This window comes from Rhizobium sp. Root1203, assembly GCF_001424945.1.
GTDB lineage: Bacteria > Pseudomonadota > Alphaproteobacteria > Rhizobiales > Rhizobiaceae > Rhizobium.
Genome location: NZ_LMCW01000045.1, coordinates 148,441 through 172,054, shown reverse-complemented (window position 1 = coordinate 172,054; position 23,614 = coordinate 148,441). Strand labels below are relative to the sequence as shown.

Annotated in this window: 19 protein-coding genes; 14 read left to right on the top strand and 5 right to left on the bottom strand. The window is 61.8% G+C overall.

The genetic code is table 11. The features are described from left to right. Positions 1–10 precede the first annotated feature (10 nt). From ASC97_RS27285 to xylA, 4 genes are all read left to right on the top strand, one after another. Positions 11–1,603: a DHA2 family efflux MFS transporter permease subunit gene (locus ASC97_RS27285; protein ID WP_057471462.1), complete on the top strand. Its 1,593-nt coding sequence runs from the start codon at positions 11–13 to the stop codon at positions 1,601–1,603. A gap of 132 nt (positions 1,604–1,735) precedes the next feature. Next, positions 1,736–2,761, top strand: coding sequence for a LacI family DNA-binding transcriptional regulator (locus tag ASC97_RS27280; RefSeq protein ID WP_057471461.1), 1,026 nt, complete (start codon positions 1,736–1,738; stop codon positions 2,759–2,761). An 18-nt stretch (positions 2,762–2,779) separates the two neighbouring features. Then, complete coding sequence (gene xylB, locus ASC97_RS27275; RefSeq protein ID WP_057471460.1) at positions 2,780–4,240, top strand: xylulokinase; 1,461 nt, start codon at positions 2,780–2,782, stop codon at positions 4,238–4,240. A gap of 226 nt (positions 4,241–4,466) precedes the next feature. Then, a complete protein-coding gene (xylA, locus tag ASC97_RS27270) occupies positions 4,467–5,777 on the top strand; it encodes a xylose isomerase (RefSeq protein ID WP_057471459.1) in 1,311 nt (436 codons plus the stop codon). 119 nt (positions 5,778–5,896) lie between these two features. On the opposite strand, the gene ASC97_RS27265 is transcribed toward xylA, so the two are convergent. Then, the gene (locus ASC97_RS27265) at positions 5,897–6,928 is read right to left on the bottom strand and encodes a LacI family DNA-binding transcriptional regulator (RefSeq protein ID WP_057471458.1); all 1,032 of its coding nucleotides are present in this window, start codon (positions 6,926–6,928) and stop codon (positions 5,897–5,899) included. Positions 6,929–7,095: 167 nt separating this feature from the next. On the opposite strand from ASC97_RS27265, the gene ASC97_RS27260 reads away from it, so the two are divergent. The 3 genes from ASC97_RS27260 (at position 7,096) to ASC97_RS27250 (ending at position 10,727) form a co-directional block, all read left to right on the top strand. Further along, entirely contained in the window at positions 7,096–8,619 is a 1,524-nt protein-coding gene (locus ASC97_RS27260) for a sugar ABC transporter ATP-binding protein (RefSeq protein ID WP_057471457.1), read from the top strand. Between the two features lie 85 nt (positions 8,620–8,704). Continuing rightward, the gene (locus ASC97_RS27255) at positions 8,705–9,706 is read left to right on the top strand and encodes an ABC transporter permease (protein ID WP_057471456.1); all 1,002 of its coding nucleotides are present in this window, start codon (positions 8,705–8,707) and stop codon (positions 9,704–9,706) included. Positions 9,707–9,779: 73 nt separating this feature from the next. Further along, complete coding sequence (locus ASC97_RS27250) at positions 9,780–10,727, top strand: substrate-binding domain-containing protein (RefSeq protein ID WP_057471455.1); 948 nt, start codon at positions 9,780–9,782, stop codon at positions 10,725–10,727. Positions 10,728–10,779: 52 nt separating this feature from the next. On the opposite strand, the gene ASC97_RS27245 is transcribed toward ASC97_RS27250, so the two are convergent. Beyond that, entirely contained in the window at positions 10,780–12,552 is a 1,773-nt protein-coding gene (locus ASC97_RS27245; protein ID WP_057471454.1) for an adenylate/guanylate cyclase domain-containing protein, read from the bottom strand. 283 nt (positions 12,553–12,835) lie between these two features. On the opposite strand from ASC97_RS27245, the gene ASC97_RS27240 reads away from it, so the two are divergent. The 6 genes from ASC97_RS27240 to ASC97_RS27215 all read left to right on the top strand — a co-directional run bounded on the left by ASC97_RS27240 (position 12,836) and on the right by ASC97_RS27215 (position 20,304). Continuing rightward, positions 12,836–13,888: a sugar phosphate isomerase/epimerase family protein gene (locus tag ASC97_RS27240; RefSeq protein WP_057471453.1), complete on the top strand. Its 1,053-nt coding sequence runs from the start codon at positions 12,836–12,838 to the stop codon at positions 13,886–13,888. Between the two features lie 197 nt (positions 13,889–14,085). Next, on the top strand, positions 14,086–15,273 hold the full coding sequence (locus ASC97_RS27235; RefSeq protein WP_057471452.1) for a Gfo/Idh/MocA family protein: 1,188 nt from the start codon (positions 14,086–14,088) through the stop codon (positions 15,271–15,273). Between the two features lie 110 nt (positions 15,274–15,383). Continuing rightward, positions 15,384–15,770, top strand: a complete 387-nt coding sequence (locus ASC97_RS27230; protein ID WP_057471451.1) for a hypothetical protein — start codon at positions 15,384–15,386, stop codon at positions 15,768–15,770. Positions 15,771–15,984: 214 nt separating this feature from the next. Beyond that, complete coding sequence (locus ASC97_RS27225; protein ID WP_057471450.1) at positions 15,985–17,358, top strand: GH1 family beta-glucosidase; 1,374 nt, start codon at positions 15,985–15,987, stop codon at positions 17,356–17,358. A 46-nt stretch (positions 17,359–17,404) separates the two neighbouring features. Next, the gene (locus tag ASC97_RS27220; protein WP_057471449.1) at positions 17,405–17,956 is read left to right on the top strand and encodes an NADPH-dependent FMN reductase; all 552 of its coding nucleotides are present in this window, start codon (positions 17,405–17,407) and stop codon (positions 17,954–17,956) included. Between the two features lie 137 nt (positions 17,957–18,093). Next, positions 18,094–20,304, top strand: a complete 2,211-nt coding sequence (locus tag ASC97_RS27215; protein WP_057471448.1) for a putative bifunctional diguanylate cyclase/phosphodiesterase — start codon at positions 18,094–18,096, stop codon at positions 20,302–20,304. Positions 20,305–20,370: 66 nt separating this feature from the next. On the opposite strand, the gene trhO is transcribed toward ASC97_RS27215, so the two are convergent. The 3 genes from trhO to ASC97_RS27200 are packed head-to-tail and all read right to left on the bottom strand — an operon-like array spanning position 20,371 to position 22,746. Further along, entirely contained in the window at positions 20,371–21,312 is a 942-nt protein-coding gene (trhO, locus tag ASC97_RS27210; RefSeq protein ID WP_057471447.1) for an oxygen-dependent tRNA uridine(34) hydroxylase TrhO, read from the bottom strand. A 59-nt stretch (positions 21,313–21,371) separates the two neighbouring features. Beyond that, entirely contained in the window at positions 21,372–22,280 is a 909-nt protein-coding gene (locus tag ASC97_RS27205) for a CHAD domain-containing protein (RefSeq protein WP_057471446.1), read from the bottom strand. After that, positions 22,258–22,746, bottom strand: a complete 489-nt coding sequence (locus ASC97_RS27200; protein WP_057471445.1) for a CYTH domain-containing protein — start codon at positions 22,744–22,746, stop codon at positions 22,258–22,260. The genes ASC97_RS27205 and ASC97_RS27200 overlap by 23 nt, the downstream gene beginning before the upstream one ends. Positions 22,747–22,902: 156 nt before the next feature. On the opposite strand from ASC97_RS27200, the gene ASC97_RS27195 reads away from it, so the two are divergent. Further along, positions 22,903–23,541 carry a 2-dehydro-3-deoxy-phosphogluconate aldolase gene (locus ASC97_RS27195; protein WP_057471444.1) on the top strand — a complete coding sequence of 213 codons (639 nt, stop codon included), beginning with the start codon at positions 22,903–22,905 and terminating at the stop codon, positions 23,539–23,541. The last annotated feature ends 73 nt before the right edge of the window (positions 23,542–23,614 follow it).

The window sequence follows — 23,614 nt, the reverse complement described above, 5'->3', positions numbered from 1 at the left end:
AGGTAGGCCAATGGCCGCGAGCGCAACAATCGGAACCGTTCCGGCCGCACCGGCTGCGGTGGACCATATGGATCCCCGCAAGCTCATCGCGTTCTTCGCGATGGTGCTCGGCATGTTCATGTCGATCCTCGACATTCAGATCGTCTCGGCATCGCTCGCTGAGATCCAGGCGGGCCTCAGCGCCGGCTCGGACGAAATCGGCTGGGTGCAGACATCGTACCTGATTGCCGAAGTCATCATGATTCCGCTGTCGGGCACACTCGCGCGCATCATCTCCACCCGATATCTTTTTGCTCTCTCCGCTGCCGGCTTCACGATGGCGAGCGCGCTCTGCGCGACGGCGACGAACATCGACCAGATGATCGTCTACCGTGCCATACAGGGCTTCATCGGCGGCGGCATGATCCCGTCGGTTTTCGCTGCGGCCTTCACGATTTTCCCGCCGTCCAAGCGCAGCATCGTTTCACCGATCATCGGCCTGATCGCGACGCTGGCGCCGACCATTGGTCCGACAGTGGGCGGCTATCTCAGCCACGCCTTCTCCTGGCATTGGTTGTTCCTGGTCAACATTATACCCGGCATCATCGTGACGCTGGTGACCTGGAACTTCATCGACTTCGACAAGCCGGAATTTTCGCTTTTCAAGAAGTTCGACTGGTGGGGCCTGCTCTCGATGGGCGTCTTCCTGGGCGCGTTGGAATACGTTCTGGAAGAGGGCAATTCCAACGACTGGTTCAACGATGACCATATCACCATGGCTGCCATTGCCTCGGCGATCGGCTGCGTGGTGTTTTTCTACCGCGCGTTCAAGGTCGACTTCCCTGTCGTCGACCTCAGGGCCTTCAGCAACCGGAATTTTTCCGTCGGCTCGCTGTTTTCCTTCGTCATGGGCATCGGCCTCTATGGGCTGACCTATATCTACCCGCTCTATCTCGGGCGCATCCGGGGTTACGACTCGCTGATGATCGGCCAGACGATGTTCGTCTCCGGCCTTGCGATGTTCGTCACCGCGCCGATCGCCGGCAAGCTGTCGACCAAGATGGACCTGCGCATGATGATGGTGCTCGGCTTCATGAGCTTCGCGGCCGGCACGTATATCATGACTGGCGTGACGACGGACTGGGATTTCTACGAGCTCTTCATTCCGCAGATCCTGCGCGGCTTCGGCCTGATGATGTGCATGGTGCCGATCAACAACATCGCGCTCGGCACGATGCCGCCGGCGCGCATGCGCGGTGCGTCAGGCCTCTTCAACCTGACGCGTAACCTTGGCGGTGCCGTCGGGCTGGCGGTCATCAACACCGTGCTTACGAACCGTCAGGACGTGCATTTCCAGCGGCTTCGCGAGGGCTTCGATTGGGGAAATCCGGCGGCGGTCGACCAGATGAAGAACATGGCGGCGAAATTCGATGCCTATGGCATGGACGGGGCGGCGGTTGCGGTCAAGCAGATGGTCGGGCTGGTGACCAAGCAGGCGATGGTGCTGTCGTTCAGCGACATCTTCCTGATGCTGACCGTGCTTTTCGTCGCGATGATCGTCGGCATCGTGCTGATCGACAAGCCCGCGCCGCAAGGCGGCGGCGGGGGCGGCGGCGGCCACTAATTTCTATGACCAACTCATAATATCGCCGGCTTCGGGAAACCAAAGCCGGCGTTTTTTTGTATGAAAACAGCCGCGTGCAGATTTTGATTTACGTACATCAAATTTGGAGTTAAAGGTCTCGCAGGAGGAGCGATGAGACCAACAGTTCACGATATCGCCGCGGTCGCGGGTGTCAGCCTTGCCACCGTCGACCGGGTTCTGAACCAGCGCCCGGGCGTACGGCACGTGACGCGCGAGAAGGTCGAGAGAGCCATCCGCGAACTCGGCTACGTCAGGGACGTGGCAGCCGCCAACCTGGCGAAGGGCCGCACGTATCCTTTCGTCTTCATCCTTCCCGCCAGCGACAATTCCTTCATGCACGCGCTGAATGCCGAAGTGCGCGCCGCTGTCGCGCGCTCGCCGGTCGACCGCACCGAAATCCGTACGATCGAAGTTCCGGCCTTCGATCCCGCAGCGCTTGTCGCCGTCCTTGAAAAGCTCGGCGAGGAGCGGCCAGCCGGGATCGCTCTCGTCGCGACGGATGCACCCGACGTGCGCGATGCCGTCGACCGCTTGGTGAAGGAGGGTATTCCGGTTGTCACCGTGGTGTCCGATCTCACCGGTTCACAGCGTCATCATTATGCGGGGGTCGACAATATCGCGGCGGGCCGTACTGCCGCGCGCCTGCTTGGCCGGTTTCTCGGTGGTGCCAGCGGCGATGTCGCCGTTCTTGCCGGTTCGATGCTGGTGCGCGACCATCGGGAACGTCTTGAAGGGTTTGCTACCGTCATCGCCAAGGAATTTCCGTCTCTGTCGCTCCTGCCTGTGATCGAGGGTCGTGACGATCCGGAGTTGGCGCATATGCTGGTTGCCGATGCGCTCTCGAAGCAGCGCGGAATAATCGGCGTCTACAGCCTGGGTGCCGGCAACCGCGGTTTGATCAGGGCGCTGAAGGAAAAGGCGGGCGATCGGGCGCTGACCGTTATCGCCCATGAATTAACCACGCATACCCGGGCCGCTCTTCTGGATGGCACGATCGACGCGATCCTCAATCAGGACGCCGGGCACGAGGTGCGCAGCGCCATTCGCGTCCTCAAGGCGAAGGCCGACGGGCTTGCCGTCATCGACGGCCAGGAGCGCATCCGCCTCGACATATTCCTGAAAGACAATCTGCCGTAACGGCAAAGGGAGAAACACATGTATCTGGGTCTCGATCTCGGAACCTCCGGCGTCAAAGCGATGCTGATCGACGGCGATCAGAGGATCGTCGGTTCGGCCAATGGGTCGCTCGATGTCTCGCGTCCGCATTCCGGCTGGTCGGAACAGGAGCCGTCGCACTGGGTTCGCGCCACCGAGGAGGCTGTTGCCGGGCTGAAGGCGAAGCACCCCAAGGAACTCGCTGCCGTCAAGGGCATCGGCCTCTCGGGCCAGATGCACGGTGCCACGCTGCTCGATGCCGACGACAGGGTGCTGCGCCCCTGCATCCTCTGGAACGACACGCGCAGCTATGTCGAGGCGGCCGCGCTCGATGCCGATCCGAAATTCCGCAAGCTGACCGGCAATATCGTTTTCCCCGGCTTCACCGCGCCGAAGCTCGCCTGGGTCGCCAAGCATGAGCCTGATATTTTTGCCAAGGTCGCCAAGGTGCTGCTGCCGAAGGATTACCTGCGCCTCTGGCTGACCGGCGAGCACATATCCGAGATGTCTGATTCGGCAGGCACCTCCTGGCTGGATACCGGCAAGCGCAAATGGTCGTCCGAGCTTCTGGCTGCGACCGGCCTTGATGAAAAGCAGATGCCGACGCTCATCGAAGGCACCGAGCAGGGCGGGAAGCTGCGGTCGGAACTCGCCGCCAAATGGGGCATTTCCGGTGCTCCCGTCGTCGCCGGCGGGGCAGGGGACAATGCGGCATCGGCCTGCGGCATGGGTACGGTCAGCCATGGTGCGGCCTTTGTCTCGCTAGGAACCTCGGGCGTTCTGTTTGCTGCAAACGGCGCCTATCTGCCGAAGCCGGAAAGCGCGGTGCATGCATTCTGCCACGCACTACCGAACACCTGGCACCAGATGGGCGTGATCCTGTCGGCCACGGATGCACTGAACTGGCATTCCGACGTGACCGGCAAATCGCCGGCGGACCTCACCGCCGAACTCGGCGAAACGCTGAAGACGCCTTCGGGAGTCACCTTCCTGCCCTATCTCTCGGGCGAGCGTACACCCCATAACGATGCCGTCATCCGTGGCGCCTTCATCGGCCTCGAGCACGAGAGCAGCCGCGTCGTGCTGACACAGGCGGTGCTGGAAGGCGTATCGTTCGCGATCCGCGACAATCTCGAGGCGCTGCGTTCCGCCGGCACCAATATCGGCCGCGTCACCGCCATCGGCGGCGGCTCGCGCTCGCGCTACTGGCTGGCCTCGATCGCGACGGCGCTCGGCGTCCCCGTCGATCTGCCGGCCGATGGCGATTTCGGCGCGGCCTTCGGTGCCGCCCGCCTCGGCCTGATCGCCGCCACGGGTGCGGACCCCGTTGCCGTCTGCACGCCGCCGGAAACGGACGGCACGATCGAACCCGACAAGGCCTTGAGCGCCGCCTACGAGGATGCGTACCGGCGCTACCGCGCGCTCTATCCGGCGATCAAGTCGCTGGGGGCCGTGCACTAGGGGACACGAACCGGGAAGATCTTAAAGATCCCTCCCCAACCCTCCGCACAAGGGGGCTTCCGTGACCCAGTGCCGCCCTTCCGCACGGCGAGGCGGTGGCCACCAGCTTTCTCCCCCCTTGTGGGGGAGATGCCGGCAGGCAGAGCGGGCGTGGAGGTTCGCGAAACTGCCGCACAGGGCTGGGCGGAACGAAAATACCTGAATGACCAACACAAGGAGACAGATCATGAGCACCGGATTTTTCGGCGATATCCAGAAAGTAAAGTACGAAGGCCCCGACAGCACCAACCCGCTGGCCTTCCGCTACTACCAGCCTGACGAAATCGTCATGGGCAAGCGCATGGAAGACCACCTGCGCTTTGCCGTTGCCTACTGGCACACCTTCACCTGGCCGGGCGGCGACCCCTTCGGCGGCCAGACGTTCCTGCGCCCGTGGTTCGAAGACACGATGAAGGCTGCGAAGCTGAAGGCGGACGTTGCCTTCGAATTCTTCCAACTGCTCGGCTCGCCCTACTACTGCTTCCACGACGCCGACGTGCGCCCGGAAGGCAAGAACTTCGCGGAGAACACCAGGAACCTCAACGAGATCGTCGACTATTTCGCCGAGAAGCAGGCCTCAACCGGCGTCAAGCTGCTGTGGGGAACGGCGAACCTGTTCTCCAACCGCCGCTTCATGTCGGGTGCAGCCACCAATCCGGATCCGGATGTCTTCGCATTCTCCGCCGCGACCGTGAAAACCTGCATGGATGCCACGCAGAAGCTCGGTGGCGAGAACTACGTTCTCTGGGGCGGCCGCGAAGGCTATGAAACCCTGCTGAACACCGACCTGAAGCGCGAGCTCGACCAGCTCGGCCGCTTCCTCAACCTCGTCGTCGAGTACAAGCACAAGATCGGCTACAAGGGCACGATCCTGATCGAGCCGAAGCCGCAGGAGCCGACCAAGCACCAGTACGACTATGACGTCGCGACGGTCTACGGCTTCCTGAAGAAGAACGGCCTCGAAAACGAAGTGAAGGTCAATATCGAGCAGGGCCACGCGATCCTCGCCGGCCACTCCTTCGAGCACGAACTGGCGCTTGCCAACGCGCTCGGCATCTTCGGCTCGATCGACATGAACCGCAACGACTACCAGTCCGGCTGGGACACCGACCAGTTCCCGAACAACGTTCCGGAGATGGCGCTGGCCTATTATCACGTTCTGGCAGGCGGCGGCTTCAAGACCGGTGGCACCAACTTCGATTCGAAGCTGCGCCGCCAGTCGCTCGACCCGGCGGATCTGCTCATCGGCCACATCGGCGGCATGGATTGCTGCGCCCGCGGTCTGAAGGCTGCCGCCAAGATGATCGAGGACAAGGCCCTGTCGCAGCCGCTCGAGGATCGTTACGCAGGCTGGAACTCGGCCGACGGCCAGAAGCTGCTGCGCGGCGAATATTCGCTCGAGCAGATCGCCGAGTGGGTCGAAAGCAAGGACATCAACCCGCAGCCGAAGTCCGGCAAGCAGGAACTGCTGGAAAACGTCGTCAACCGCTACGTCTGATGCGGATTTGATTTCTGCGGAGGCGAGCCGGGGAGCGAGAGTTTCCCGGCTTTTTTGTTTGTCTGATGTCGTGAGGGAGTGCCCGATCCTCGGAACCTTCGCTCCGCCATCCCGCAAAATCAGCGTTTCGTCCACCTGCGCGATGGCGCGGAGACCGAGTTTCGGACCACCAGATCGGGTCGGAGCAGGATTTCCGTCTCGGCGGGCTGGCCGTCCGACAGGAGTTCCAGCAGGAGCGCCATGGCCTGCTTGCCGATTGCTGTTCGCGGCTGGCGGATCGTCGTCAGGGGCGGGGATATGAAGACAGCCTGCGGCACGTCGTCGAAGCCCGTTACGGAGAAATCGCGCGGGATGTCGTAGCCGCGTGCATTGAGCCCGATCATCACGCCGATCGCGGTCTGGTCGTTGACGCACATGAAGGCGGTCGGCAGCGTGTCGCGCATGAAAAGCTGCTCGACGGCGTGGCGTCCGCTTTCGAGGGTGCCGTCGCCTTCGAGTACGATGCGGAGATCTGTGGGCACACCGGCAGCATCCAGACCTTCGTCGTAGCCCTGACGCCGTCTGCTGTAGGCAAGCCTCGTGCGCGAATCGCCGATGAAGGCGATCTTGCGATGTCCTTCGGCGAGCAGAAGATCCACTGCCTTGCGTGCGCCTTCGGTGTCGTCGACGCCGACATAGGGAATACCGCCGTTGAAGACGGGTTCGAACACGCCGACGCTCGGCGGCAGCCTGGCTGTCATCGTCTGGTGGCCGAACGGCAGGATGCCGGTGAACAGGATCAAGCCGGCGGCCTGATTGGAATTGAGGAACTTTAGATATTCCAGACCGCGCTGGGCGTCGTTCTGCGTGTGGCCGATCAGGACGCCGTAGCCATGCGCACGTGCTTCGTTTTCCAGGCCGACAAGAATATTGGAGAAATTGGGGTCGCCGATATCGGGCGCCACGACCAGAATCATGTTGGAGCGACCGAGCCTCAGGCTGCGCGCCATGGCGTTGGTCGTGTAGCCTGTGATGGCGATTGCCTGGTTTACCTTGAGCCGCGTAGAATTGGCGACCTTCTCCGGCGTATGGATCGCCCGGGAGACCGTCGCGATGGAGACCTCGGCGATTCTGGCAACGTCTTCGATTGTGGCGGGTGCGGAATTCGACACTGCGTTCTGCCTTGGGGCTGCATTCGCGGCGACACTACACAGACTGAGCGATACGTCAAAGGCTGACGGCGACAGAACTGTGTAAAGCCATGATGTAAACCTTTACATCGCGTATGTAAAGGTTTACATAGGGGTTAAAGCGGCTGGGAGCCCGCAGGGAGGAAATCATGAGTGTGGAGACTGCCGAGGCGGCGCCCGTGGTGTTGTCCGCCAGGCGTATATGCAAATCCTTCAACGGAGTGCAGGTCCTCTTCAGCGTCAACTTCGATCTTCGCGCCGGGGAAATCCACGCGCTGATGGGAGAAAATGGTGCGGGCAAATCGACGCTCGTCAAGGTCATGTCCGGCTTCGAGCAGCCGACCTCCGGCGAAATCCTGCTTGACGGCAAGCCGGTGGCCTTGCCGCCGAACGGTGCCGCAGAGGCGCTCGGTATCGTCATCATCCATCAGGAATTCAATCTCGCCGAGCATCTGACCGTCACCGAGAGCCTGTTTCTCGGTCGCGAAGTCACGCGTTTCGGCATGCTGGACCGCAAGTATATGCGCGCGGAAACCCGCAAGGCGCTCGATCTGCTGGGCTCGCATGTCGACGAGAATGCGTTGATCAGCACGCTCTCGATCGCCGACAAGCAAATGGTCGAAATCGCCAAGGCGATCAGCCGCGACGCGCGAGTCGTCTTTATGGACGAGCCGACGGCGGTGCTGTCGCGCGAGGAGACCAATTTCCTCTTCAAGCAGGTTCGAAAGCTTCGCGACAAGGGCACAAGCTTTGTCTTCGTGTCGCACAAGCTCGACGAGGTCATGGAGCTGACCGACCGGATCACCGTGCTGAGGGACGGGCAGTGGGTCAAGACGTCGCCGACGGCGATCCTCGACGGCGAATCGATTGCGCAGCTGATGGTGGGTCGCGAGCTCTCCAGCCTGTATCCGACCAAGATCGAGCCTGATGTCGACGAGGAGGTCGTGCTCCGTGTCGATTCCGTTTCGACGGGTTATGTCCAGGATGCCAGTTTCGAGCTTCGCAAGGGCGAGATCATCGGTTTCTCCGGCATGATCGGGTCCGGCCGCACCGAGCTCATGGAGGCGATCGCGGGGTTGCGCGCGCGCACGTCGGGCGAGGTGACCATCAAGGATCAAGCGATCCCGGCCGGCGACGCGCATGCCGCCAATCGCAGCGGGCTCGCCTACATGACCAAAGACCGCAAGTCGAAAGGTCTTCTGCTGGGATCGGGCATGATGGCCAATCTGACCCTGCAGTCGCTCGGGCAGCATTCGTATCACGGATACCTGAACCCAAGGAGCGAAGCGGCGGCCTTGTCGAAGGCAACGCGCCGCTTCGATATCCGCGTTCGTGACAGCAATATCGTGGCTGGTCGCATGTCGGGCGGAAACCAGCAGAAGCTGCTGCTCGCCAAGGTCATGGAGACCGAGCCTGAGATCATCATCATCGACGAGCCCACACGCGGCATCGATGTCGGCACCAAGCAGCAGATCTATCATTTCATTTCGGCGCTGGCACGCGACGGACGCTCGATCATCGTCGTTTCATCCGAAATGCCGGAGGTCATAGGCCTTTGTACGAGGGTGGCCGTCATGCGCGAGGGGCGTATCGTTGGCGTGCTCGAGGGAGACGAGATCTCCGAGCAGGAAATCATGCGCTACGCGGCGGGCCTGAAGAAGAAGGCTGCCTGACGCGGACCGTTGAATAACAACAGCCGCCGTTCAGGTGGCCAGACAGAATGCCCAGCAGGGATGGGACGGGAGGTTGGTTTTGGAGATGAGTGTAAACGAGGAGACCAGGGAGATCAGACGGCGCTCCTGGCGGGATATCGACCTCAGGGCGGTCGCGCCCTTTGCAGCGCTCGCGCTGCTGCTCGTTGTCGGTGCGCTGGTGAACCCGAATTTCATCGGCATTACCAATCTTGCCAACGTCGCCACCCGCAGCGCATTCATCGCCATCATAGCGGTCGGCGCGACCTTCGTGATTTCGTCGGGCGACCTTGATCTGTCGGTCGGCTCGATGGTGGCCTTCGTCGCCAGCCTGATGATCCTGCTGATGAATTCCGGGATCATTGCCAATCCTGTGCTGATGCTTGTCGTCGCAGTGGTCTTCACTGTCGTTGCCGGCGCCCTCTGCGGCCTGGCCAACGGCCTGATCACGACCCTGGGCAGAATCGAACCCTTTATCGCGACGCTCGGCACCATGGGCATCTATCGCGGCTTGACGACCTGGCTGTCCCAAGGCGGTGCGATCACGTTGCGCTCTGCCGAACAGCAGGCGCTCTACCGCCCAGTTTATTTCGGCTCTATCGCCGGCGTGCCTGTGCCCATCGTCGTGATCCTCGCGGTGACCGCCGTTGCGGCGTTCATCCTCTATCGCACCCGCTATGGCCGGCATGTCGTGGCAGTCGGTTCGAACAGCGATGTCGCGCGCTATTCCGGTATTGCCGTCAACCGCGTTCGCACCATCGCCTTCGTCATCCAGGGCCTCTGCGTCGCCATTGCGGTGCTGCTCTATGTGCCGCGTCTCGGGTCGACCTCGGCGACCACAGGCATATTGTGGGAGCTGCAAGCCATCACGGCCGTCGTCGTCGGCGGAACTGCGCTCAAGGGGGGTGCGGGCCGGGTATGGGGCACGATCTGCGGCGCGTTCATCCTGGAGCTCGTCGGCAATATCATGCTGTTGTCGAATTTCATCAGCGAGTACCTGATCGGCGCCATCCAGGGCTCCATCATCATCATCGCCATGCTCGTGCAGCGGTCGCTGGCACGCAGATAAGGAATTGATTGGGTCAACGGGGCGCCCGGTCGGAAGTCTGCAAGCCCTGAAGTTCGTTGGGAGGAGAATAAACATGCGTAAGACAATGTATGGTTTGGCGGTTGCGGCGGCTTTGCTCGCCGGCGTTGCCCAAGCCCAAGACAAGAAAGTGACGATCGGCGTTTCCATTCCGGCGGCCGACCACGGCTGGACCTCGGGCGTGGTGTTCCACGCGGAGCGTGTCGCCAAGCTGCTCATGGCCGAGCATCCGGGCCTCAACGTCATCGTCAAGACGTCCCCTGACGCTGCCAGCCAGGCGAACGCCGTGCAGGACCTTGCAACGCAGGGCATGGACGCCCTCGTCATCCTGCCGTCCGATCCGGATCCGTTGGTCAACGCCATCAAGGAAGTGAAGGGCAAGGGCACGTTCGTCGCGCTCGTCGACCGCGCCCCGAGCGCCAACGACGATTCCGTGCGTGACCTCTACGTCGCCGGCAACAACCCGGCGCTCGGCGAAGTCGCCGGCAAGTACATCAAGGACACCACCCCTGATGCACAGGTCGTCGTCATCCGCGGCCTGCCGATCCCGATCGACCAGCAGCGTCAGGACGGCTTCGACAAGGGCATCGCCGGCTCCAACGTCAAGGTTCTCGACCGCCAGTTCGGCAACTGGAACCGCGACGACGCCTTCAAGGTGATGCAGGACTATCTGACCAAGTACCCGAAGATCGACGTGGTCTGGTGCCAGGACGACGACATGGCCGTCGGCGTGCTGCAGGCGATCGAGCAGGCCAAGCGTACCGACATCCAGTATGTCGTCGCCGGCGCCGGCTCCAAGGACATGGTCAAGAAGGTCATGGACGGCGACAAGCTGATCCCGGTCGACGTCCTCTATCCGCCGGCGATGGTGGGTACTGCGATGGAACTGACCGCTGCTTCGCTCTACGATCAGGTTCCGGTCCGCGGCACCTACATCCTCGACGCGACGCTGGTGACGAAGGACAACGCGAAGGACTTCTACTTCCCGGATTCTCCGTTCTGATCCTTGCGAAATGGAGGCGCTCATCCGAACGGGTGAGCGCCTTTCCCGACTGCTACTGAGGAAGACCGGCGCTTGCGAGATCGGCGATGAACTGATCGACGAAAGCCTCCGTCATGGTGGCATTGTCGCCGAAGTAGAATTCGCGCCGTGCGGCAGAGAGGTTCATGCCCGGGCGGAAGCGATGAAGCGTCCCGATCGCCTCCCTTGCCTCGTCCACCTTGCCCTGCCGCCCAAGAATTGCCACCAGTATCATCGCCGGCCAGAAGGTTACGTTCGGTGAACGCAGCGATGCGCGGGCGGCCCCGGCAGCCTCCTCCATATTGCCCATCTGATAATGGGCGATCGCAAGCATATTGTAGAAAGTCCACAAATGCGGATCACGGGGACTGAGGCGAAAGGCTTCCTTGATTTCCGGCATACCCTCTTCGGGGCGCTGGATGTAGCACAGTGCCTGACCGAGCGCGAAATGTGCCTGAGCGAAACTGTGATCCAGTTCTATCGCATTGCGAAGATGGGCGATGCCTGCCGCGGTCGCGCCGTCGAGCGCGAGCGCCCGGCCAAGCGCCAGATGTGCGGCGGGCTCCTTCTGGTCGAGCGCGATCGCACGCTCGGCAAGATCGATCGCCTCGCATATGCGTCCTGCCCGCTCATCGATGGAGCCATACCAGCCGAGCTGGATATGCACATAGGCCAGCCGCGCCTGAGCCTGCGCAAACGTCGGATCGATGCGGATTGCCTGCTCGAACAGATCCCTGGACATATTGAGATCGACGAGGGTGAACTTGTAGAGGTGCCACAGGCCCTTGAGATAGATTTCCCAGGCGGTCATATCGACAGCCGAACGTCCTCGAAGCGCAGCGAATTCGATGGCGCCGAGTTCCGGCTCGATGGTGCCGGTAATCTCGGAAGCGATTTCGTCCTGAACGTCGAAAATGTCAGCCAGCGTGCGGTCGTAGCGCTCTGCCCAGAGCAGCGTGCCGTCGCTGCCGTTGAGCAGCTGCGCCGTGATGCGGATCTTGGTGTTCGACCGCCTGACGCTGCCTTCCAGCACGTATTTCACGCCGAGTTCCTCCGCGACCCTGCGGGCATCGATCGATCGTCCCTTGTAGCTGAAGGACGAATTGCGTGCGGCAACGAGCAGCCAGCGACAGCGCGCAAGCGTTGCGATCAACTCGTCCGTAAAGCCGTCCGAGAAGTGCTCCTGCCCTTCCACGCTCGACATGTTGGCAAACGGCAGGACCGCAATCGACGGGCGCTTCTGGATCGGCAATGGAGCGGCAGGCGGCACTTCCTGGGCGGTCTCGTCCTGTCCGGCCGGCAACCACCGCCAGACGCGCACCAGATGATCGATATTCTTGAGCCGGCGGTTGCCGAAATCGGTGGCCTTGAAGTCAAGCTTCGAGCCGATCTGATCGCAAACCTGTTGCGAGACACAAATCCCGCCCGGAGGGGCCAGGCCCTGCAGCCGTGCGGCGACGTTGACGCCGTCGCCGTAGATGTCGTCGTCTTCGGCCAGAATGTCGTCGAGGTGGACGCCGATGCGCCAAATCATCCGACGCTCGGGGGCGACGTCCTCGTTGCGCAGGAGAATTGCCTTTTGAATTTCCATCGCACAACTCAGGGCATCGACAACGCTGGCGAACTCCGCAAGCGTCCCATCGCCGACGAATTTCACGACATGTCCGTGGTGCCGTGCGATCGCAGGCACGATGAGCTCGGCGTTGTGAGCCTTCAACGTCGCAAAGGTGCCTGCTTCATCGAGGCCCATCAGCCGGGAGAAGCCAACAACATCGGCATCCATGATTGCTGCCAGTCGCCGCGTCATCCGCCAACCTCCTGGTCCGCAGAGAGTATCACGGCACGACCGGAAGTTCCATTAACGGACCTGTTCAGGCCCAGGCATGCGGTGGCGGGACACCAGCCGGCGGATGCAAGAAATGCGGTACGTACGTCTTGCGGGGGAGGGCATGCCGTGGTTAAGTCCGGCCCTTCGATTTTCGCCCGTCGGGCAAATTTGTCGTTGAGCCCGAATCGGCTTGCGGACGGCAAACTAAGTGGTAGAACTCTACCAGAAACGTTTACGGTCATTGTTCAGGGAGGAATCTGACATGAAGACGATCAAAGGCCCCGGCTTGTTCCTCGGGCAGTTCGCGGGCGACGCCGCACCTTTCAACTCCTGGGATTCGATCACCAAATGGGCTGCCGACATCGGCTACAAGGGCGTGCAGGTTCCCACCTGGGCGAGCCAGCTGATCGACCTCAAGAAGGCCGCGTCTTCGAAAGATTATTGCGACGAATTTGCCGGCAAGGCGCGTGAGAACGGCGTCGAGATCACCGAGCTTTCGACCCATCTGCAGGGCCAGCTGGTTGCCGTGCATCCGGCATATGACGAAGCTTTCGACGGTTTTGCCGCACCTGAAGTGCGCGGCAACCCGAAGGCGCGGCAGGAATGGGCGGTCGAGCAGGTGAAGATGGCGCTGACTGCCTCCAAGCACCTCGGCATCAAGGCGCATGCGACCTTTTCGGGCGCGCTTGCCTGGCCGTTCATCTATCCGTGGCCACAGCGCCCGGCTGGTCTCGTCGAGACCGCCTTCGACGAACTCGCCCGCCGCTGGAAGCCGATCCTCGATCATGCCGATGCCAACGGTGTCGACGTCTGCTACGAAATCCATCCGGGTGAAGACCTGCACGACGGCATCACCTTCGAGATGTTCCTGGAGCGCGTCGGCAACCATCCGCGCGCCAACATGCTCTACGATCCGTCCCACTATGTCCTGCAGTGCCTCGACTATCTCGACAACATCGACATCTACAAGGACCGGATCAAGATGTTCCACGTCAAGGATGCCGAGTTCAATCCGACCGGCCGCCAGGGCGTCTATGGCGGTTATCAGGGCTGGGTCGAGCGCGCCGGCCGGTTCCGCTCGCTCGGCGACGGCCAGGTCGATTTCGGGGCGGTGTTCTCGAAGATGACCGCCAACAATTTCGACGGCTGGGCCGTGGTCGAGTGGGAGTGCGCGCTGAAGCATCCGGAGGACGGTGCGCGCGAGGGCGCCGAGTTCGTCAAGGCGCATATCATCCGCGTCACCGAGAAGGCGTTCGACGACTTCGCCGGCAGCGGCACGGACCAGGCGGCGAACCGCCGGATGCTCGGGCTCTGATTTCATCTTCTCCCCCGCGGGGAGAAGATGCCCGACAGGGCAGATGAGGGGGAGGAGCGAGCGACGCCGTGAGCGCAAGCGAAGGGCATCCTGTCGATTCGCGGTGGCCCCCTCGTTCCGCCGCCGCCTTCTCCCCGAGGGGAGAAGGGACTTGTGGCGCCGTTCAGCGCAAGACCTTATTTTTTCAGGAGGAACCAATGGCAATCGAAGCATCAACGGAACAGACGCGCGAGCCGCGCATCCGCCTCGGCATGGTCGGCGGCGGCGCCGGCGCATTCATCGGGGCGGTTCACCGGATCGCCGCCCGTATCGACGATCAGTATGAACTCATCGCGGGCGCGCTGTCGTCCACGCCCGAAAAGGCGATCGCTTCGGGCCGCGATCTCGGTCTCGACCCGTCGCGCACCTATTCCAGCTACCGCGAAATGGCGATCCGCGAAGCCAAGCTGAAGAACGGCATCGAGGCGGTCTCGATCGTTACGCCGAACCATGTGCACTACGATGCCGCCAAGGAATTCCTGCGCCGCGGCATCCATGTCATCTGCGACAAGCCGCTGACGTCCAATCTGGCCGATGCCAAGAAGCTGAAAAAGGTGGCGGACGAAAGCGGCGCTCTCTTCATCCTGACGCACAACTACACGGGCTACCCGATGGTCCGCCAGGCGCGCGAGATGATCGCCAACGGCGATCTCGGCGATATCCGCATCGTGCAGGCCGAGTATCCGCAGGACTGGCTGACGGAAGCGGTGGAGCAGAGCGGCGCCAAGCAGGCAGTCTGGCGTACCGATCCGGCGCAATCGGGCGCGGGCGGTTCGACGGGCGATATCGGCACGCATGCCTATAACCTCGCCTCCTTCGTTTCCGGCCTCGAACTCGACAGCCTTGCCGCCGATCTCGACAGCTTCGTCGAAGGCCGTCGTCTCGACGACAACGCTCACGTGATGCTTCGCTTCAAGGCGAAGGGCAGCGAAAAGCCGGCGAAGGGCATGCTCTGGTGCAGCCAGGTGGCGCCCGGCCACGAGAACGGCCTGAAGGTCCGCGTCTACGGCACCAAGGGCGGCCTCGAATGGGTTCAGGCGGATCCGAACTACCTCTGGTACACGCCGTTCGGCGAGTCGAAGCGGCTGATCACCCGCAACGGCGCCGGTTCCGGGCCGGCTGCAGCCCGTGTCTCACGCATTCCGTCGGGGCACCCGGAAGGGTATCTCGAAGCGTTCGCGACGATCTACACGGAAGCGGCTCATGCCATCAACGCTCACAAGAAGGGCAAGGCAGTCGACAAGGCCGTTGTCTACCCGACGGTCGACGACGGCGTAAAGGGCGTGGCATTCGTTGATGCCTGCGTCGCGTCTTCAAAGAAGAACGGCGCCTGGGTCAAGGTTTAAGCCTCAAGAAATCGCAACCAGTGAGCGCATTTCCTACAATCTTAGGGAATGCGCCCACCCGCATTTAACGGCTGCGTGAGAGAAATGGGGTCCACGAATGGAGAGACCCCATGATCTTTGCCGGCAGAGTTTTGACCTATGCGCTCACGCTGACGTCTGTTGCATTCCCCGCGTTCTCGCAACAGCCTCCCGTTCGCGTGTCTAATTTCTACGGCCAAAAGGTTCCAGGAACGATCAGCGTGCAGACCACGGTCTCGATGTCGGTTTCCGTCGATCCGGCACAGGAGCCCGGCGATCAGATCAAGGCGGCGCAGAAGGCGTTTTACCTCCTGGCAGGCGGGCAATGCGATCTCATCCTGCAGACGCTGGCCGAGACGTGCCAGATCACCAACCTCACCAACACTGCCGATCTCAACCGCGGTGCGCGGAACGATATCATCGTTCGCGGTACGGTCACGATGGCCGTCAAGCTCAAGGGTGATTCGCAGAAGCCCTGATACGGCTCTCCCAGGACATAAGGGCCGGGTCGCGCGTTGACGCCCCGGCTTCGGCGTTGTCGGATTTCGACGGCCTGACCCGGAGCGTCCATGTGCCGAATGATGATTGGCAAACAGGCGGGCATTCACCTTCCTGCAACGTTGCAGTTTTATCTGTACAAGCCGACCTCGCTTGGCTAAACCGCCCCCGAAACCAGAATAGACGGGATTCCAGATGATCGATCCGAAGACCCTTGCCGCCCGTTTTCCCGGCGATTTTACCTTTGGCGTTGCAACGGCCGCCTTCCAGATCGAAGGCGCCAGCAAAGCCGATGGCCGCAAGCCGTCCATATGGGATGCGTTCTGCAACATGCCGGGTCGCGTCTATGGCCGGCATAATGGCGATGTCGCCTGCGACCACTACAATCGGCTCGATCAGGATCTCGACCTCATCAAGTCCATGGGCGTGGATGCTTATCGCTTCTCGATCGCCTGGCCGCGCATCATTCCCGACGGCACGGGGCCGGTGAACGAACGGGGGCTGGATTTCTACGACCGCCTGGTCGACGGCTGCAAGGCACGCGGCATCAAGACCTATGCGACACTCTACCATTGGGACCTGCCGCTGACGCTGATGGGCGAGGGAGGCTGGACGGCCCGCTCGACGGCCTATGCCTACCAGCGCTATGCCAAGACAGTGATGGCTCGCCTCGGCGACCGTCTCGACAGTGTCGCGACATTCAATGAGCCGTGGTGCATCGTCTGGCTCAGCCATCTCTACGGCATTCACGCGCCGGGCGAGCGCAACATGCAGGCCGCCCTCCATGCCATGCACCACATGAACCTTGCCCATGGCCTCGGTGTCGAGGCGATCCGTTCGGAAGCGCCTGCGGTACCTGTCGGTCTCGTGCTCAATGCCATGTCCGTCGTTCCAGGCTCCGACAGCGCTGCCGACAAGGCCGCCGGCGAGCGGGCGCACCAGTTCCACAACGGCGCCTTCTTCGATCCGGTGTTCAAGGGAGAGTACCCCGCGGAGTTCCTGGAAGCGCTCGGCGACCGGATGCCTGCTGTCGAGGATGGCGACCTTGAGATCATCGGCCAGAAGCTGGATTGGTGGGGCCTCAACTACTATACGCCGTTGCGCGTTGCCGACGATTCGGCAAGAAGCGGCGAATTCCCCTGGACCGTCGATGCGCCGCGGGTCAGCGACGTGAAGACGGATATCGGCTGGGAGGTCTATGCGCCGGGGCTGAAGCTTCTCGTCGAAGATCTCTACCGTCGCTACGAGCTGCCGGCGTGCTACATCACCGAAAACGGCGCCTGCTACAACATGGACGTCGTCGACGGGGCGGTGGACGACCAGCCGCGTCTCGACTACTACTGCGACCATCTCGCCGTTGTCGCCGACCTGATCAAGGACGGCTATCCGATGCGCGGCTATTTTGCCTGGAGCCTTATGGACAATTTCGAATGGGCGGAAGGCTATCGGATGCGCTTCGGCCTCGTCCACGTCGATTACGAGACGCAGGTCCGTACGGTGAAGAAAAGCGGCAAGTGGTACGCCGACCTTGCGGAACAATTCCCGAAGGGCAACCACAAGGGCGCCTGAGACACAACGGATGGCGCGAATCGGCGCCGTGTTCTAAACCGGGCACATGGATCGAAAACCTCTCTTCCTCTATGCGCTCTGCGGCAGCCAGCGAAAGGTCTCGACCAATCGCCAGCTCCTCGAGGCCCTCAGGGATCATGCGCCCGAGGGTGTAACCGTTGAAATCTGCGAGCTGATCGGCGATCTGCCGATCTTCAATCCGGATCGGGAAGGGGAGCATGCGCCGGCACTCGTCCGCCAGTTCGCCGCAAGCGTCCGCGCTGCAGACGGTATCATCATCGCGTGCCCGGAATATGCGCACGGCTTGCCGGGCGGGCTCAAGAACGCGCTTGACTGGCTGGTTTCGGGAGACGAGGTTCCCTTCAAGCCTGTTATGATCGCCCATGCCTCGCACCGCGGCGAGCTTGTGCTGGAGCAATTGACCGAGGTGCTCCGCGCCATGTCATTTTCGCTCGTCCCGGCTGCATTTTTGCGTGTCGGTCTCCTCGGCAAGGCCGACGATGCGCGGGCAGCCTGCCTGCGTGAATGCTCTGAAAGGGGCATTCTGGCCGCAGCGCTTGCAAAATTCTGCGATGCGATCCAGCCGGTCGTGCGCTGACCGCTTTGGCGACAGCTAGAGTGTTTCCCTCAATTGCATATGCATTGAAAAAAACGCTGAATGATGACTCCTTGTAGCGCTGCCTTAACAGTTTTTTGAAGTGTTGCCGGCCAGTATTTCCCGATTGGGGAGAATGCATGGAGCCGATTTCCAGCGTAAATGGAAAGGTCTGGGGTACGGGTCGTCATACAACCGTGACGGGCGTGCTTTTTTCGTTCGCCATCGTCGTGGCCGTTGTCACAATGATGGTACTGAACGCTTTGGATCACGTCGCGCAGAAATCCAATGTGCTGGACGACGAACGCTCGCGGGAGACGATGTCGGGCGCCCTGCAGACGTTCGCTGCGCAGCTGGCGGCCACGCTCAACGACTATGCAGCCTGGGACGACGCCGCCACCAACGTCTATGCCGCCGACGGCATGCCCTGGACCATCTCCAACTACGGCGAAATGTCGGTCAACAGTTCGCTCTTCGACGTGGCGATCGTGATCGGCGACGACAAAAAGCCGATCATGGCCTATCGCGACGGCAAGCCGATGGACGGTTCGCTTGATGATTTCTTTGCCCCGTCGCTCTGGGCGCTGTTCGACAGGGTGAAGGCGGCAGGCACGCAGGACATACCGGAAGCGACCGGTTTCGTGGGAACGCAATCCGGTATCGCCGTTGTCGGCGTAGCGCTCGTGCGCGAAAAGTCAGGGGCCCTCAGCGTCCCGGCTGGCCGTCATCGATATCTCATATTTGCCCGCCATCTCGACGCTCATCGGATCGATGAGCTCGGGACGACCTATGTGATCGCAGGCTTGAGGAAGGTCGCGCCTGATTTTGCCGCGCGTTACTTCGTCGATATCGGTGATGCGCAGGGCAAATCCCTCGGCAAGCTTATCTGGACGCCGCGGGCGCCTGGCGACATCGGATACAGCGAGGTGCGGCCGAAGGTCGTTCAGGCCCTCTGCCTTGTCGGCTTGTTCTTCCTGGTCCTTCTCATCATTGGCTGGATGGCCGGCCGGCGGCTCAAGGCCGAGGAAGTCAATGCGCGCGAGGACGCGCTTCGTGACCGTTTGAGTGGGCTTTTGAACCGGGACGGGCTGCGGCTGGCTGTGGACGCGCTTGTCGCAGCTTCGACGCAGTCGAAGCAGAACGTGCTGGTTCTCTACCTCGATCTCGATGGCTTCAAGGAGGTCAACGATGCTTACGGCCACGGTACGGGTGACCAGCTGATCCGGGCCGTGGCGGCAGGTCTCAAGGTTCTCATTCCCGATGGTGCGGTGCTGGCACGCATCGGCGGCGACGAGTTCGCGATCGCCTTTGCCTCCAACGACGCGGAGGCAGCGGCACTGCAGCTCTCCGAACATATCCTTGACTTCCTCGCCGAGCCGCTGGAAATCGGCCGCCGCGTGGTGGTGATCGGCGCAAGCATCGGGATCGCGGTCTCGGCCGGCGGCACTGTCGGACGCGAAGAGCTGGTGCGTCGCGCCGACCTGGCGATGTACAAGGCCAAGGAGGCCGGCCGGGCCCGCATGACGCTTTACGATCCGGCCATGGACGCGGATCGCGAGGAGCGCAACGCCCTTGAGCTGGACCTGCGGATGGCGATAGAAGGCGGCGACCTGGCGCTCGCCTACCAGCCGCTGATCGATGCTTCGAGCCATGAAATGACCGGCGTCGAGGCGCTGGTGCGCTGGAACCGTCCCGGACATGGGCCGGTATCGCCGGAGGTCTTCATTCCCATTGCCGAAACCAGCGGACTGATCGAGGCACTCGGCCTCTTCGTGCTGCGCAAGGCGTGCGAAACGGCCAAGCAATGGCCGGAACTGCGCATTTCGGTCAACGTGTCGCCAGGCCAGTTCCGCAACCCCGCGTTCACCGACTATGTACGTTATGTCCTGCGGCAGACCGATATCGCCGCAAAGCGCGTTACGCTTGAAGTGACCGAAGGATACATGATCCAGAATCCCCAGCGCACGCGCCAGTCGATCGAGCGGTTGAAGACGCTCGGGGTCACGATTGCGCTCGACGACTTCGGTTCAGGCTTCTCATCCATCGGCTATCTTCGCCAGTTCGGCTTCGACCGCATCAAGATCGATCGTTCGCTTGTGATGGAAATTCAGGAAAGCGACAGCCAGCGCGAGATGCTGCAGGCGACGGTCGCGCTCGCGCGTTCACTGGATATCCCGGTAACGGCCGAAGGCATTGAAACCGAAGAGCAGGCAGTCATCGTCAGCCTCTTCGGCTGCGACACCCTGCAAGGCTATTTCTTCGGCAAGCCGATGCCGGCCGAGCAGATCACCGAAAGACTGCACGAAGCGCGCGCCCGCAAAATGAAGAGCCATCGCACCAACGCAGCCTAGATCGGGTTGATATCAGGTCCAATGGACCTGATATCCGAACGCCGCTCTACCGTAAGGTCAGGCGCTCTAAGTTCCGATATGCTTCTGCCCGCGCCGCCGGGCGAGCGCAATCTGATGCTGGCGCTGGCGATAGCGCAACCGGTCCTCTTCGCTGCGCGTACCGTAGCAATGGCTGCAGGAAACGCCTTCCTCGTAATGGGGAGAGGTGATTTCTTCAGAGGTGATCGGGTTGCGGCAGGCGTGGCAGAGCTTGTGCTCGCCTTCCTTCAGCCCATGTTCGACCGATACCCGCTCGTCGAAGACGAAGCAGGCACCATCCCAGAGGCTTTCTTCCCGCGGCACTTCCTCTAGGTACTTCAGGATGCCGCCCTTGAGGTGGTAGACCTCGTCGAAACCCTGGTCCTTCATGAAGGCGGTCGCCTTTTCGCAACGGATGCCGCCGGTGCAGTACATCGCGATCTTCGGCTTGTTGTGCAGGCCGGTATTCTGGCGCACCCATTCGGGAAATTCGCGGAAGGTCTTCGTCTTCGGGTCGAGGGCGCCACGGAAGGTGCCGATCGCCGTTTCGTAGTCGTTCCGGGTATCGATGACGATCGTGTCGGGATCGGAGATCAGCGTATTCCAGTCCTGCGGAGCGACATAGGTGCCGACAACCTTGTTGGGATCGATGTTCTCGATGCCGATGGTGACGATCTCTTTCTTGAGCTTCACCTTCATGCGCAGGAACGGCATCTTCGATGCGCGGCTTTCCTTGTGCTCCAGGCCGGCAAATTCGGGCTGCGCCCGCAGATAGGCAAGCACCGTCCTGATGCCGTCGTCGGGGCCGCCGATGGTGCCGTTGATGCCTTCGTGGGCGAGCAGGAGTGTGCCCTTGACACCGTTGGTCTCGCATAGCGCCTGCAACGGCTCACGCAGGCTCTCGAACCGCGGCACGGAGACGAAATGATAAAGGGCCGCGACGAGGAATGGGCTCGCCACAGACGTCGGTTGGGTCAGAGTGTCTGTCATGCGGCTGGAAATACAGCTTTCGGCGCGCAAGCGCAATCGTCCCGCGTTTCGAACGGCACTCAGTCGCCGAAGGCGATCCAGAGCAATTCGATGCGGCTTGCTTCGTCCCACCCGTCGTCGCCGAAAATTTCCTCTGCGGCGTCGAGTGCGGCCTGGCGGTCCTGTTGTTGGTGGAAGATGATGGCGTAGAGCAGATGAGCGAGATCATCGGCATTGTCGAAATGGTGATGCTCGGTTTCAACGAGGTCGCAGAGCAGTTCGAGATCGTTGACCCGGCCGAGCAGGTCGATAAGGCGGCTGGCGACGTCGTATTTCGCAGCCATGGCGGCCGGCCAGAGCGGGCTCAGCAGTTTGTGATAGGCCCTGTAGTCCTGGGTCCGCTTGCGCAGCGTGTGAAATGCTTCCGCCGACACTTTTTCCTCGCACGCCGCCAACGCTTTGCGCGCCTTGCGGATCGTGTCGCTCCAGCCCCTCGCAAGCACCCGTCCATGCTTTCGGTGGCCGCCGGCGAAATCGATCTCGCCGACAGCGTTGATTGCCGCCTTCAACGCCACGATCGTGTCAGGCACCATCGCTTCGATATCGGTGTCGGCGGCGGCAATCTGATCGCGCCGCGCGGCCAGCACCGCGACGATGCGGCCAATTGCCTCAGCCTCTTCGGCATCTCGCGCGCGGTCTTGCAGATAGGTCGCCGTTTCCACGAGTGCCGAGGCGTCACGCAGCGTCGAGAGCGATGCTGCAATATCGCGCAAGCGTGCATTTTCCCGCGCATGGAATTTCGGCGTTTCCCTGGAAACGAGGCGGTAGAGCGAGCGAACGCGTTTCAGCCGCTTGCGGGCCTCGTGGATCGCTTCGTCCAGGCCTTCCGGCCGTTCATCGAGAATTTTCGTCGCGTGGCGTAGCTGGCGCCGCGCGGCCTTGCGAAACTGAACCGTGAAGGCGCGGTCAGGCCGTATGCTGAATGGCATGCCGGTCGCGCTCGAATTCCGTTGCAAGCGCCTGGTTCGAATAGCGAAAATCGCCGGTTACCTCGCGGCCCAGCCATGCCGGCAGGTCCGGCTTGTCGCTTTCGGACCGCATTTCGACCTCGGCGATCACCAGACCGCCATGCCGACCAGCGAACACATCGACTTCCCAAACAAAGCCTTTGTGCGGGACGCGATACCGCGTCTTTTCGATCACCACGCCGATCGCATCGTCGAGAAGCTGCTCGGCATCGGCAACCGGGATGTCGTATTCGAACTCTTCGCGGGTGATGCTCGTACGGCCGATTTTGATGGTCAGCCGTGCTTTCGTTTCGTCGAGCACGCGCACGCGGACCGAGCGATCATCCATCGACGCGATGTAACCCTGCCGCAGGAGGGCTTTGCCTTCGGCTCCGGCGCGCCAGCTATCGTTGCGTACCAGGAATTTCCGCTCGATCTCTTTCGCCATGTCTGGTGTACCTTCTGTGACGACCGCAACACGCTAGCGCAATTCTCTCGGCGTTGATACCCATTCTATTCCAAACATGGCTTCGGTCTCGACAAAGTCTACCCTTGGCGCTATTCCGAACCCCGGATTTCAATCGTTTAAAAGGAAACAACGGTCATGGGCGAGAAGACAGAAAAGCTCCTTTCAATCCTGAAACTTCAGCCTGTCGTTCCGGTTCTCGTGGTAGACGACGTCAAGTCGGCCGTGCTGCTCTCGCGCGCGCTGGTGGCCGGCGGCCTGCGGGCAATCGAGATCACCATGCGTACGCCAGCCGCCCTCGATGCCGTTCGCGCCGTGGCGAACGAAGTCGAAGGCGCTGAGGTCGGTGCCGGCACCATTCTCAACGTCGCCCATTGGGAAGCTGCCGTTGCTGCAGGTTCCAAGTTCATCGTCAGCCCGGGCACGACACAGGAATTGCTTGACGCTGCGCGCGGTTCGTCCGTGCCGCTTCTGCCGGGTGCCGCGACTGCGAGCGAAGTCATGGCGCTGCGCGAAGAGGGCTATCAGGTCCTGAAGTTCTTTCCGGCCGAGCAGGCAGGCGGCGCCGCCTATCTCAAGGCGCTTTCCTCACCGCTCGCCGGCACGCTCTTCTGCCCGACCGGCAGCATCTCGCTGAAGAACGCGCGCGACTACCTGTCGCTGCCGAACGTGATCTGCGTCGGCGGCTCGTGGGTCGCTCCCAAGGAATTGATCGCCGCCGGCGACTGGGCCGGCATCACCAAGCTTGCTGCCGAGGCCGCTGCGCTCGCGGCCTGAAGCTCACCGTCTGCCAGTTACGCATACGGGCGGCTTGCCGCCCGTAGTTGTATTTGCGCGTTCGCTTCCTATC